At 62.8% G+C, this 12867-nt stretch carries 10 protein-coding genes; 4 read left to right on the top strand and 6 right to left on the bottom strand.

Annotation, left to right across the window (positions count from 1 at the left end; all coding sequences use genetic code 11):
• Positions 1-237: 237 nt before the first annotated feature.
• Both ACW4LP_RS05040 and ACW4LP_RS05035 read left to right on the top strand, forming a co-directional pair.
• Positions 238-1734, top strand: a complete 1497-nt coding sequence (locus ACW4LP_RS05040) for an FAD-binding protein (RefSeq protein ID WP_418686641.1) — start codon at positions 238-240, stop codon at positions 1732-1734.
• 2 nt (positions 1735-1736) lie between these two features.
• A complete protein-coding gene (locus tag ACW4LP_RS05035) occupies positions 1737-2315 on the top strand; it encodes a cytochrome c3 family protein (RefSeq protein ID WP_418686642.1) in 579 nt (192 codons plus the stop codon).
• A 234-nt stretch (positions 2316-2549) separates the two neighbouring features.
• Here the strand turns inward: ACW4LP_RS05035 and ACW4LP_RS05030 are convergent, their stop codons facing one another.
• Complete coding sequence (locus ACW4LP_RS05030) at positions 2550-2945, bottom strand: type IV secretory system conjugative DNA transfer family protein (RefSeq protein ID WP_418686651.1); 396 nt, start codon at positions 2943-2945, stop codon at positions 2550-2552.
• Positions 2946-3219: 274 nt separating this feature from the next.
• On the opposite strand from ACW4LP_RS05030, the gene ACW4LP_RS05025 reads away from it, so the two are divergent.
• Both ACW4LP_RS05025 and ACW4LP_RS05020 read left to right on the top strand, forming a co-directional pair.
• Positions 3220-3708 (top strand): MarR family winged helix-turn-helix transcriptional regulator, encoded by a 489-nt coding sequence (locus tag ACW4LP_RS05025; RefSeq protein WP_455803537.1) that lies wholly within the window; start codon positions 3220-3222, stop codon positions 3706-3708.
• A 53-nt stretch (positions 3709-3761) separates the two neighbouring features.
• On the top strand, positions 3762-5153 hold the full coding sequence (locus ACW4LP_RS05020; RefSeq protein WP_418686644.1) for an MATE family efflux transporter: 1392 nt from the start codon (positions 3762-3764) through the stop codon (positions 5151-5153).
• A 1-nt stretch (position 5154) separates the two neighbouring features.
• Here ACW4LP_RS05020 and ACW4LP_RS05015 read toward each other — a convergent pair whose 3' ends face one another.
• From ACW4LP_RS05015 to ACW4LP_RS04995, 5 genes are all read right to left on the bottom strand, one after another.
• Positions 5155-8253 (bottom strand): ABC transporter permease, encoded by a 3099-nt coding sequence (locus ACW4LP_RS05015; protein WP_455803536.1) that lies wholly within the window; start codon positions 8251-8253, stop codon positions 5155-5157.
• Positions 8250-8933 (bottom strand): ABC transporter ATP-binding protein, encoded by a 684-nt coding sequence (locus tag ACW4LP_RS05010; RefSeq protein ID WP_022740744.1) that lies wholly within the window; start codon positions 8931-8933, stop codon positions 8250-8252. The genes ACW4LP_RS05015 and ACW4LP_RS05010 overlap by 4 nt, the downstream gene beginning before the upstream one ends.
• A 173-nt stretch (positions 8934-9106) precedes the next feature.
• A complete protein-coding gene (locus tag ACW4LP_RS05005; protein WP_302568451.1) occupies positions 9107-10114 on the bottom strand; it encodes a sensor histidine kinase in 1008 nt (335 codons plus the stop codon).
• 132 nt (positions 10115-10246) lie between these two features.
• Positions 10247-10918, bottom strand: coding sequence for a response regulator transcription factor (locus ACW4LP_RS05000; RefSeq protein ID WP_223899884.1), 672 nt, complete (start codon positions 10916-10918; stop codon positions 10247-10249).
• A gap of 437 nt (positions 10919-11355) precedes the next feature.
• The gene (locus ACW4LP_RS04995; protein WP_418686646.1) at positions 11356-12810 is read right to left on the bottom strand and encodes a bifunctional phosphopantothenoylcysteine decarboxylase/phosphopantothenate synthase; all 1455 of its coding nucleotides are present in this window, start codon (positions 12808-12810) and stop codon (positions 11356-11358) included.
• Positions 12811-12867: the final 57 nt, after the last annotated feature.

Here is a 12867-nt window from a genome sequence, read left to right as displayed (position 1 = left end):
GCTGACGCACCTGGAGTCGCATCCCTTCCTGAGCCTGGCCAACCGCGTCAGCATCGGGGAGAGGTACGGCTATATGTCAATGGTGGTTTAACAGCGGGTTCGAAGTAATTAAGTTTAGTACGAAAAGTACCATGCGCAAAACCCCTTTCGTACCTTTCGTTTAATGGTTTTAGTGAGGTAGTTTGAGCACAGTGAGCCCATTGAGGGGCTCTTTGGCTCAAGGAGGTAGTTGGAAACATGGATCTGAGCAGAAGAAATTTTCTTAAAGGAGCTGCGGTAGCGAGCGTTGTGGCGGCAGGCTCTCTTGCTGTAGGGTGCACTCCTGCAGAGGAGGAGCCTGCGGAAAAATGGGAGTACGACGTTGACGTTGCAGTGGCCGGTTTCGGCGCCGGCGGAGCAATGGCGGCGCTTACTGCTCAAAAGGGGGGCGCCTCCGTTGTCTGCGTTGAGGCATACCATCAGGTGGGCGGCACCGCGATGGATTCCGCGGGTGGAGCAACTGGCCCTGGCTCCATGGAAGTTGCCCAGGCGAACATGCCCTACAGCAAGCCTGAGTTCCTTCAGACTTTTGTGGATTGCATTGGCGAAGCCACTAACGTCATGGAAGAGTACGATGCCTTCATTAGACCTGGTGCAGGCGGCGTAGGTTTCACTATCGGCGCCGAGAGCACGCACAAGGCTCGAGTCGAGTGCTACGAGGATCTTGCTGAGAAGTTCGTGGACGGCGGCGGCGTCCTTCTTATGGAGACCAAGGCCTTCAAGCTTCTGACCAACGAGGACGGCTCCATTGTCGGACTCATGGCCCGCAAGAGCGATGGTACCGAAATCAAGATTAAGGCCAAGGCGGTCATTCTCGCTTGCGGCGGTTTCCAGAACAATCCCGAGCTGAAGACGAAATTCTTCGGCCCCATGGGCGATCAGGTTTTCTGCAGAGCGGTTCCCACCAACGATGGCACGGGTCTTCTGATGGCAAAGGAAGTTGGCGCCGCGCTCAGTACGGGCCTCGGCACTTTCTACGGCCACAGCATGGCAGCCAACGCGGATGTCGAGTTTATGGATTTCTACGAGATCGGCTCCCAGTATCACGACAACCGTTGCATCGTTGTGAATCTGGATGGCAAGCGCTACTACGACGAAGGCGCTGGCGTAGCGGGCGATATGAACAATCTTGAACTCATTAACCAGCGTTACGCAAGAGGTTGCGTTATTTTCGACCAGAACATCTATGATGAATGGGGAAGCATTTCTGCCGGCGGAGACAAAGGCGCAGATCGTACGGCAGAGGTCATCAAGCGCGGAGGACGCGTTGCCAAGGCCGACACCATTGAAGAGCTTGCCGAAAAGATGTCGGCATGGGGCTATCACAAGGCAAACACCATCAAAACCGTGAAGGAATATAACGAGGCCATCGACAATGGCACCACTGCCGACCTGGAGGTCCCCCGCACGACCGGCCTTATTGCAAGTATCATCAAGATAGTCGAGCCCCCCTTCTATGCCACAGAGGTGGTTTGCGGCGTAAGTTGTTGCTACGGCGGTGTCGCCATCAACCCCAACGGTGAGGTCCTCAAGGAAGATGGCGTAAAGCCCGTTCCTGGCCTTTACGCCATCCCGGGTACAGCAGGAGGAATCACCTCCGCTCACTATTACCGCAGTTCTATCGGCGCCGCGGTTGCCTACGCCTGGAAAGCCGCTACCTGTGCGCTCGACTACGTAAGCGCCGGTCAGGAGTAATTATGAAAGCGCGTTTAGCGGTTTTGTGCTTCTCCGTCGCGCTCTTCGCTGCCCTTGCTCTCGCCGCCTGCTCCCCGAATCCATCCAATTCGGGGAGCGGCTCGGCGGATGGCGGAGCCTCCTCGGAATCTTGGACCATGGAATCCGAATGCGGTAGCTGTCATGTAAAGGAATCGGAAAGCGCGCAGGACCCGAGCACTCCTCATGGCATTCATTCTGCGCTTGCCTGCAACAGCTGTCATATCGACGAAGATGGAAAGCTTGGCAAGGCCCACGAAGACTATAAGGATGACCCTCTTCCGGAAGCCCTTAAGATAACAAAGGTTTCATCCGACGCATGTACCGGATGTCACGATACAGTAGAGCTTGCGGCTAAAACGGCATCCACAGATGTTCTGACCGACGAAAACGGCCTTACGGTCAATCCTCACGATATTCCTGAAACGGAGAATCATGAATCCTCGGTCTTTTGCTCCTCCTGCCATAAGATGCATTCCGAAAGCTCAGTCGTAGACACAGCACAATCCGTATGCTTAAACTGCCATCACGAGAACGTGTATGAATGCGGGACCTGCCATTAAACTCGATATAGCGGATTCTGCATGAAACATGGCAGGTTAACGGATAGTAGCGCAATCTACGATTACCGGTACCATAAAACAGTAGCCTTCCAGGAGGGGTTACAACAGAAGACTCTTGGGAAAAAACAGGCGAGCTTGAACTGGGCTCGCCTTTACCTCTATGGGCAGGGCACGCGAAGGAGCGCCCGTACCTTACGCCCGCGCCATTTGCGTAGACATTGAGTAAAAGTCCCCTTAACTGTTGGGGCGCGGCTCATAGCATCTACGTTCAATCTCCTCATATCTCGGATGCTTCGTGCAGTCGTACTTCTTCGATTTGAAAGGCTGCAGACCCGTGATGAGCACCAGACATTCGTCGCGTTCCAAGCGTCCTATCTCGGCGGGGTCGATGAGGTAGCGCCCGAGTATCTGGTCGGCCTCGGAATACGAGCCCTGCTGGCCCTTCGACTGCGTGACGGCGGTGTTGTGCACCGTGGCCTTGCCTATCTGCTCGGCGATCTCCTTGTTGGTCTTGCTGGACTTCGATCCCAGGAACAGCAGCGAGTCGCAGTTGTCGATGATGGTCTCCTTGGTGTCCTTGTAGTTCTTGTCCAGCTGGCTGATGGACTGCAAGATGATCGACGCCGAGATGTTGCGTAAGCGTCAACCGCAGCACACCTTAACCTCGGTTGCGATCGCGCCTATCCTTGCAATCCGGACACCGGAGTGTCCAACTTTTTGTCCGCACCCCCTCGTGCGAGCTTGAAACTCGCACGATCGCACTTTTTTGCGCACTAACTCGGCAATCGCCACCGAGAGGCCTTGGAAACCTTGTGAATCTCTTGCTTTGGTCTGATTTCGGACTATACTAGCGAACTCGTTAGTCCGAAATCAGACCAATCGCATTTTGAGGTACAGAAAGCCCATGAACGCCGACAAGATCGCACTCAACGAAAACACCGCGCTCGACGAGAAAAGCCAAATCGCGGAGACAATCTGCGCCATCGATGATTTCTATCGCCAGGCTGACGAGCTGTATCGTCAAACCGCGTGGCGCATGGGACTCCCTGATTGCGCCTTCGATATCGTGTACGCGCTCGTCAACGAAGATGGGCTCACGCAGAAGCAGTTGTGCGAGCTCGGATTCTCTTCGAAGCAAACGGTGCACTCGTCTATCAAGCGCATGGTCGACAAAGGCGTAGTCGAGCTGCGAGGAGACACGCCCCGCACTCAACGCGTTTATCTGACTGGTTACGGGAGAAAGCAGTACGAAGCCCACATTCAAGCCGTACTGGCCGCCGAGCATGAAGCCGTCGCAATCTTCACCGATGAAGAGCAGCGCCAACTTACCAGCGCCATGAAGCGCTACATCAACGCGCTGAGCGAAAACCTCTCGGCTCTCACCTTCCACTAGAGACGCCCGCTTTCCTTGCTCGTTCTGCCCTCTTTTCTCCGAAAGGTCTCCCCATGTCAGTCGATATGTCCAAACATTTCTCCACCAGCGCCCTCATTCGGTTCACGCTGCCCACCATCGCCATGATGATCTTCACCTCGTGCTACACCATCGTGGACGGGTTCTTCGTGTCGAACTACGCCGGCAAAACGGCGCTCGCCGCCGTGAACCTGATCTTCCCCGCCGTCATGATTTTGGCCTCCGTGGGCATGATGATCGGCACCGGGGGCAGTGCCCTTGTGGCCAAGACCTTGGGCGAGGGCGACCGGCCCCGAGCGCGGCGCCATTTCTCGCTGCTCATCATCTTCGCCTTCGTCGTGGGCTCGGTGCTCTCCCTTGGCGGCTGGTTCTTCATGGAGCCCACGGCCACCATGCTCGGCGCCACGCCGGGAAGCCAGATGCACCACGACGCCGCGCTTTACGGCCGCATGATGATGATCTCGCTGCCGTTCTTCATCTTGCAGTACGCCTTCCAGAGCTTCTTCGTCACGGCGGGCAAGCCCAAGTACGGCTTTCTGGTCATCGTGGCGGCCGGCGTGGCGAACATCCTTTTGGACTTCCTGTTCGTCGGCGTGTTCGGCTGGGGACTTCCCGGTGCGGCGCTCGCCACGAACATCGGTGAACTCATCGGCGGCGGCATTCCACTCGTCTACTTCGCCCGCAAGCGCTCGACGCACCTGTACTTCGTGCGGCCGCATTTGCGCTGGCCCGTCATCGGGAAGGCCTGCGCCAACGGCTCGTCGGAAATGGTCACCAACATCGCCATGAGCCTCGTGGGCATCCTATACAACTGGCAGCTTCTGCGCTTCATCGGCGAGGACGGCGTGGCGGCCTACGGCGTCATCATGTACACCGTGATGATCTTCTCGGCCGTGTTCATGGGCTACTCCGTGGGCACTTCCCCGCTCATGAGCTTCCAGTACGGCGCCCAGAACCATACTGAAATGCGCTCGCTTCTGTGGAAGAGCCTCGGGATCATCGGCGTGGCGAGCATCGTCATGTTCCTGCTCGGCCAGTGGCTCGCCGCCCCGCTTTCGGCCATCTTCGTCAGCTACGACGCGGCCCTGCTGGAACTCACCGTGAGCGCTTACAAGCTGTACGCCCTGTGCTTTCTGTTCATGGGATTCGCCATGTACGCCTCGGCGTTCTTCACGGCGCTCAACAACGGACTCGTCTCGGCGCTCATCTCGTTTCTGCGCACGCTCGTGTTCCAGGTGGCGGCCGTCATCGTACTGCCGATGCTGTTCGGCATCGACGGCATCTGGCTCTCGGTCACGGTGGGCGACGGGCTCACGTGCCTGGTGGCCGCCACGTTCATGATCGCCCTGTCGGGCCGCTACGGCTACCGCAAGCGCGGCCTGAGCCCGAAGGCCCAGGCGCGCCTCGCGGCAAAAGAGCAAGCCTGATCTACACGGCGTCGGCGCGCAGGGCCTCTACCACGTTGTCGGCGCGGCAGCGGTGCATGCCGTAGGCCACCGACGCACCCACGGCGACCACGGTCATGGCGGCGGCCAGGGCCACGTAGCTCCAGGGCAGCGTGAAGGGCAGCCCTGTCATCGATCCGGAGATCACCTGCCACAGCAGGAAGGACACGAAAAGCGACAGCAGCACGCCGGGCACGAGGCCGCGGACGCACCAGGCGACGCATTCCTCGGCCACCATGGCGCGGAACTGCCGGTTCGAGAGTCCCACCGACTTCATGACGGCGAACTCGCGGCGGCGCAGGATAAGGCTGTTGGTCACCGTGTTGAACACGTTGGCCATGGCGATCAGCGCCAGAATCACCGCGAACAGCAGGCAGAACACGTTCACCACCGTGGCGATCATCTGGTTGGAGTCGCGCTGCTCGATGTAGTCGTTGAAGGAGTAGAACGCCAGCTCGTAGGGGCTCTTGTCGTGGAAGTACGCACTGCCGGCCGTCGCCAGCTCTTCGGCGAGCGCGCCGTGGTCGCCATCGGCGGAGTCGAAGTAGCCGTAGAAGATGGGGGACGTGCTGCCGAAACTCTGGTAAGCCGCCACAGACTCGGGCACGATGAGCTGCAGACCCTCTCCGCGGGCGCTGGCGATAGCAGGCGCCTCCTCGGCCAGGGCGACAACCTCAACGGAGACTGTCTGCACCTCCGCCTCCTCGAGAGGGAACCATTCGACCCCGTCGTCATCGCCTTCAAGGTAGGGTTGGAAGGCGAAGGCCTCAGAATTGCCCTCTCCGGACGTTGCGCCGACGCCGATGCCCGCCGCCGGCTCGCCGTGATAGGTCGCCGCCGTAAGGGCCTCCAACGTGCCCGGCTCGCGCAGCACGTTGAGCAGCTGGTAGACGCTGCCGTTGTTGCCGTAGCCTTGGGCCAAAGCGATGGCCCGCAGGTGAGCCGGATCGCGGAAGTCGGCGGGGTCAAGCCCCAAGCTCTTCGCGTAGTCGTCGAAGGCGGCGTCGTCGAGGTAGGCTACCGACCCCACGGTGCCGACGCGGCCGTCGGCCATCTTGCCGCCCATGCCGTTCTCCTGATCGACGAGGGCCTCCCCTGCCATGGCCTCGGGCAGCATAGCGTACAGCCCCGTCCCCATTTTCCAACCCACAGGCTCGGCGCCGGCCACCTGGGAGAGATCGTGGAAGGCGCCGGCAAACACCTCGGCCTGGCGGGCGAACAGCTCGTTGTTCGCGGCCGCTACCGCCTCGGGCGTCATGGGAGCGGCGGGTTGGGTCGCAGCGGCATCGGGGGTCGCAGCGGCGTCGGGAGTCGCAGCGCCCTCAGCGCCCGTCGCGCTGCCATCACTGGCTTGCGCGTCCCCGGCGGCCGTTGCATCGCCATCGCCGGCTTGCGCGTTCCCGTCGACCGTACCCGCGTCCTGCGGCGTCTCCGCATCCAGCTGAGCCATAACCCCCACCTCGCCGGCCATCTCGCCGCCGGTCACAACGTCGGTCAGGGTGCCGAGGAGCACATTCAGCGAGCCAGCGGTCATGAGCAGCACGATGGCCAGCGCCAGCGACACCGAGGCCGCCCGGCCCTTCCCCGTGCCGCGCTTGCGGTTGATGCGCGCCAGCATGCCGCCGACGCCGAGCACGCGCCCGGCCGCCCCGCGCGCCTTCCACAGCGACGAGGCCCCCGTGCACTTCGCGGCCCGCGCCGCCCCGCGTTTGGAAACGCGGCTGCCGCTGGCGGCCCGCAGCGAGTCGATGATGTTCGTACGGCTCGCCCGCTTTGCCGGAATCCACACGGACACGAGCACCGTGACGAACGTGAGCACCGAGGCCGCCGCCAACACCCAGCCGTTCACGGCCACGCGGAAAGCCACTTCCCCCGAGCCGGCCAGCTGGGAGATGGCCGGCCCAAGCGCCGCGAAAGTGGCAGCGCACCCGGCAAGACCGATGAGAAGCCCACAGGGGATGCCGATGACGGCCACGATGGCCCCTTCCAGCACCACGGCCCGGCGCAGCTGCCGACGCGACGCGCCCACCGAGGACAGAAGTCCGAACTGCTTGATGCGCTCGGCCACCGAAATGTTGAAGGCGTTGAAGATGAGCAACACGCACGCCACCACGATGACCGCCGCCAGCACCACGACCAGGCCGTAGAACGTCGCCCAAATGGAGGAGTCGCTGGAAACGCCCGTATAGCGCAGCATGGCCGTGTGCAGCACCACATGCTCGTCGGGGAACAGCGCCTCTGCAGCCTCTTCCACCTGCTGGGTGTTGGCCACATCGTTCAACGTGAAGAACACGTCGGTAAAGGCGTCGGGCGCGGCGCCCCCGGCGGTCACGCCCACCATGCCTGCCGCCGTGGAAAGGGCGTAGCCCGGACGATCGTAAAAGCCCACGACAGTGTAGGTGCGCTCTTCGGTGTTCGCGATCTCCTCGTTGAAGATGCCGCCGTCGATGTGCGCCTCCAGCACGCCCATGGAGGAGTTGAGCGGTGTGCCGTCGGTGATCTCGCTCTCGTGGGCCTCCCCCTGCACGCCCCACGAGGCGGTCATGGTGCCCGCGGACATGGATCCCTCCTCGCCCGGGGCGAGTCGGGCCACCCGCTGGCCCACGTCGAAGGTGACCGTATCGCCGAGGTTCACCCCGCCGTAGTCCTTCCACGTGGAGAAGAGCATGATCTCGTGGTCGTTCTCGGGCAGGCGTCCCTCGCTGGGCGTAATGCCGCAGATGTCGCCCACATCGCCTTCGATGGAGCGAATGGCCAGGTAGGTTCCCTGGGTATTCTGCTGATCGGCAGTCAACGCGGCGAAGCCGACATCGCGCAGGATCGCCGCGCCGGCCACCTGCGGGTCGGCTTGGGCGTCGACGATCTTCTCGTCAAGCGCCGAGCTGCCATCGGCTTCCACGCAGGCCATCCACGTGCCGGCCAGGTGCGCCTCGGAACGATAGAGGTAGTCGTTCAGCGACACATAGGTGGTGAGCACCGCCGTGAGCAGGGCGGCGGCCAAGGCCACGCCGGCGATGGTCACGAGCGTGCGCACCTTGTTGGCGCGCAGGCTCTTTACGGTGAAGTTCGTCGTGGCGTTCATCGGCGGATCCTCTCGTCGCGCACGATGCGGCCATCCTCCACGGCAATGATGCGATCGGCGGCCAGCGCGATCTCCTCGTCGTGGGTGATGACGATCATGGTCTGGCCGAACTCGCGGTTGGAATCGCGCAGAAGCTGCATGATCTCGCAGCTGTTGCGGGTGTCCAGATTGCCCGTGGGCTCGTCGGCCAGCACCACCGCCGGCGCGTTCATGAGGGCACGACCGATGGCCACGCGCTGCTGCTGGCCGCCGGAGAGCTGGCTAGGCAGATGCCCCTCGCGCCCGGCGAGCCCCAGCCGCTGCACGAGGCCCTGCAAACGGCCCGCGTTCACCGTGCGGCCGTCCAAGGCCACGGGCAACGTCATGTTCTCCACCACGTTCAGCACCGGCACCAGGTTGTAGAACTGGTACACCAGCCCCACCTCGCGGCGGCGGAACACCGCCAGCTCCTCGTCGGAGCGCGCGTACACGTCGGCGCCGTTCAGCAGCACATGGCCCGAGGTGGGCCGATCCACGCCGCCGATGAGGTGCAGCAGGGTGGACTTGCCCGAGCCCGACGAACCAACGATGGCCACGAACTCGCCCTCTTCCACGCTGAAGGACACGTCATCCAGGGCGCGGGTGGCCGCCTCGCCCTCTCCGTAGATTTTCGTCAAGTGGCTGACCGTCAAAATGTCCATGCCAGATGCCTTTCTTCTCCTGGTTTCCCAATCTACGGAACAAGTATGGCGGCCCCCCATTGCCGCCCCCTAACGCGCCCATTACGGTAATGTAATTAAAAGACTTAATGCTCGAAATTTGGAACACTAACGGGCCTAATGTCCCAAATTTCGAGCATTAACAGACGCACCGCCTATACCACGAGCTTCGGGAAGGCGATTTCGAAACGGGCGCCGCCGGCGGGGTTGTTGGAGGCACGCAGGGTGCCGCCCTGGGCGGAGACGAGGGCCTGGGCCAGGGAAAGCCCGATGCCGAACCCAGCGGGCTGGGCGACGTTCGCTTCCTCCACGGCCCCTCCCCGGTAGAAGCGCTCGAAGATGTGGGGGAGATCCTCCGGGGCGATGCCGGGGCCGGTGTCGGAGACGGCGATGGTGGTGGCGAGGGCGTCCTCCCGCACGGCCACAGTCACCGTGCCGCCGAGAGGGCTATGCTCCATGCAGTTTTTCGCGATGTTCTCCACGGCCTCGGCAGTCCACGGGGCGTCGCCCTGGAAGGTGGCGGCCTCGTCCAACTGAAGCACGAGGTTCACATCGCGCAGGTCCATGGCCGTGGCCAGAGGTCCCACGGCCCGGCGCGCCACCTCGGCGGCTCGCACCTCGCGCCGCTCCACGTGCATAGCACCGGCATCCACCTTCGCGATCTTCAGCAGCGTGGTCACGAGCCATGAGACGCGCTCGATCATCGACTCCAGCTCGCGCACGGCCCGCTTGCGCTCCCGTGCGTCATCGGCACGTTCCACCACGGGCAGCATGAGCGTGATGGCCGTGAGCGGCGTGCGAATCTGATGGGACACGTCGGCCAGGGAATCGGCCAAAGCGTTGCGCTCGCGAGCCAGCTGATCGCGGGTGCGCGCGAGCCGCGACACCATCTTCGACAGCTCATTGGCGAGCACGGCCACATCGCCCTCGCGGCAGTTCGAGAAGTCCACCGTGCGGCCGGAGTGAAGCACCTCGTCGATCTCCTCGGCGAGTCGGCGAATCTGGCGGTGGCGGTACAGCGACACCGCGAGGAACACCGCCAGCAGCACCGCTCCCGTGACGGCGACCCACAACTTCGCCTCGGCAGGCGCCGCCCACACGAGCACCGCCGCGAGCGCCGCCATGACCGCGCACTGGCGCAACAGCGTCGATACGGAGCCCACGCTACTCGCCCCCTCGCACCATGTTGCTGCGGGCGGCCGCGCGGGCACCAAGGGTTGCGCCCACGCGAGCAGGCGTAAAAGTGCGTCCAACCAGCCACATGGCCTTCAACTGCCGAACTCGCATCATCGCTCCTACTCGCCCACTTTGTAGCCGAGGCCGCGCACGGTGACGATGAGCTCAGGCTCGGCCGGGTCGGTCTCCACCTTCTCGCGCAGCCGCTTCACGTAGACGTTCAGTGCGTTGTCAGACACGTATTCCCCGGCGCTGTCCCAGATGGCATCACGCAGGTTCTCGCGGGTGACGAGCTTGCCCTTATGCTGCAGGAAGTACAGCAGCAGCCGGTACTCCAATGCCGAGAGGAACACCTCGCGGCCGTCTTTGGTCACAGCCGCCGAGGCCACGTCGAGCCGCACATCGCCGACCGTGAGCACGTTGGATGCCGAGCTCGTGCGCCGCAGCGCCCCGCGGATGCGCGAGATGAGCTCGCGGGCGCGGAAGGGCTTGGCGATGTAGTCGACAGCCCCCATGTCCAGCCCCGCCACCGTAGAGTACTCGTCGTCGGAGGCAGTGAGGAAGATGACCGGCATCTCGGGCGCCGTCTCCCGCGCCGCCGCGCACACGGCGAACCCATTGCCCTGGGCCAGCGTCACGTCCAGAAGCGCGATGTCGAAGTCGTCGGCCGCCAGCGCCGCGCAGGCCCCGTCCTGAGTCGCGCAGGAACGTACGGCAAAACCCTCGCCTTCCAAAAGGTCAGTGAGCGCCCGCACGATGGCATGGTCATCCTCAACCAGCAGAATCCGCATGGTGCCCCTTTCCACGTGCACGTCGCCACAATCAGCACCCGAGCCGCTGCGCCCGATGCCCCTTTCTCGTTCGCCACCATGATAGCGTCCTATTATGGGAAACTGTGCCCGAACGGCGAGAAAGCAAGTCTCCTTACGAATTCGTAATTAGCCGCAATGGAGACCCCAATACCTGCGTCATCGAAGCCTACGCCATCTCATCGAAACGCGCACTATTCCTCGCTTCAGAAAAGGCACACCCGATAAGGATGCCATTTTTTTCGAGTTGTTAGAGTTATCAGCCCTAAAAGCAAGACCATTTCGCCCCTGGCTGCTCTCGGTTTTTGCTCCCATCTCGCAAAACCCCAGGTCACCAAAAGCCTGAACCGGCAGCGTACGACCGCCGCTTCGCGCAAAACTCTAACAACTCGAAATTCTCGTCCAAAACGGCGATGCCTCTATTCCAGATGCGCGGCCACCACTTCCACGAGGCGCTCGGCCACGGCGCGTTTGCTCATGAGGGGAAGCAGCACCTCGTCACCTTCCGTGACGAGCCAGACCTCGTTGTTGTCGGTGCCGAAGGCGAGGCCGTCGCCCACTTGGTTGGCCACAATCATGTCGGCGTTCTTCTTCGTAAGCTTGGCATGGGCGTTCATGAGCACGTCGTTGGTCTCGGCGGCGAAGCCCACCACATACTGATCGGGACGCTTGCCCGCGGCCAGAGTGGCCAGGATGTCGGGGTTCTCCGTGAGAGGTACGTTGGCGAGCGCCGCATCGTCGCGGCCCTTCTTGAGCTTGCGGTCGGCCGGGTTCGCCGGGCGCAGGTCGGCCACAGCGGCGGCGAAGATGGCAGCGTCGGCAGCCGGGAACACGGATGAGGCGGCAGCCAGCATGTCGCGGGCCGTCTTCACGGGCACCACTTCCACGCCATCAGGTGCGGCGAGGGCCACCGGGCCCGACACGAGCACCACCCGCGCGCCGGCAGCCGCAGCGGCCTCGGCGATGGCATAGCCCATCTTGCCCGAGGAGTAATTAGAAATGTAGCGCACCGAGTCGATGGGTTCCACCGTGGGGCCAGCCGTCACGAGCACCGTGCGGCCCGCGAGCGCGCCCGCGGGCATGGTGGCCGCGCCATCGGCCACGGCGGCCGGCAGCGGGGTGTCGGGAGCGGCAGCAGTTGGGAGATCCTTCGACTCCGAGCCTTCGGCGCTCTGCTCAGGATGACACGGGGCGGAAGCGCTTGCGGCAGCGTCCTCAGTGGAAGACGCAGAAGCCGACGCGCGCGCAGCATCGATCTGCTCCATCACGGTCGCGAACGGCACCTCACCGTGCTGCTCACAGGCCTCCCGCAGGGCGTCCAAGCCCACGCGCTCGGCCAACAGGGCCAGCGTCTCGCGCACGATGACAGCGGGATCGGCCAAACGACCGCGACCCACATCGCCGCAGGCCAGATAGCCAGCGCCCCCTTCGATGAAGCGCACGCCCCGGCGGCGCAGCGTGGCCATGTTCTCCTGGGTAGCCGCCGCCTCGTACATATGCACGTTGGCCGCCGGCGCGATGGCCAGCGTCGCCGTGGTCGCCAGGGCCGTCGTGGAAAGCAAGTCGTCGGCTATGCCGCAGGCCACCTTCGCCATTACGTTGGCCGTGCACGGCGCGATAAGGAACACGTCGCATTCCTGAGCGAGCGAAATATGGTGAATGGGATCGGACGGGTCATCGAACAGATCCACCGCCACTTTCTCGTGAGTGAGCGCCCGAAACGTCACGGGATCGACGAAGTGCGTGCCGTGCTCGGTCATGACCACCTTCACCCGCACGCCCGCCTTCTGCAGCCCGCGCACGATTTCCCCGGCCTTGTAGGCCGCAATGCACCCGGTCACTCCCACCAATACGCAAGGCCGCTCCACACTCATCGCCCTCTCCTTCCAAGAAGTTTTCCACCTATTATAGGCGAACCAACTGGCTAATTC

This window comes from Adlercreutzia sp. CNCM I-6215 (genome assembly GCF_977072315.1).
This window is presented reverse-complemented; position numbering and strand designations above follow the sequence as displayed.

What these genes read in the sequence shown, in the direction of transcription:
- ACW4LP_RS05000 (WP_223899884.1), bottom strand. Translation starts at nt 10,918, where the DNA reads ATGCGGATTCTGCTGGTTGAGGATGACCATGCCATCGTGCGGGCGCTC.
- ACW4LP_RS05025 (WP_455803537.1), top strand. Translation starts at nt 3,220, where the DNA reads ATGAACGCCGACAAGATCGCACTCAACGAAAACACCGCGCTCGACGAG.
- ACW4LP_RS05010 (WP_022740744.1), bottom strand. Translation starts at nt 8,933, where the DNA reads ATGGACATTTTGACGGTCAGCCACTTGACGAAAATCTACGGAGAGGGC.
- ACW4LP_RS05040 (WP_418686641.1), top strand. Translation starts at nt 238, where the DNA reads ATGGATCTGAGCAGAAGAAATTTTCTTAAAGGAGCTGCGGTAGCGAGC.
- ACW4LP_RS05020 (WP_418686644.1), top strand. Translation starts at nt 3,762, where the DNA reads ATGTCAGTCGATATGTCCAAACATTTCTCCACCAGCGCCCTCATTCGG.
- ACW4LP_RS04995 (WP_418686646.1), bottom strand. Translation starts at nt 12,810, where the DNA reads ATGAGTGTGGAGCGGCCTTGCGTATTGGTGGGAGTGACCGGGTGCATT.
- ACW4LP_RS05015 (WP_455803536.1), bottom strand. Translation starts at nt 8,253, where the DNA reads ATGAACGCCACGACGAACTTCACCGTAAAGAGCCTGCGCGCCAACAAG.
- ACW4LP_RS05035 (WP_418686642.1), top strand. Translation starts at nt 1,737, where the DNA reads ATGAAAGCGCGTTTAGCGGTTTTGTGCTTCTCCGTCGCGCTCTTCGCT.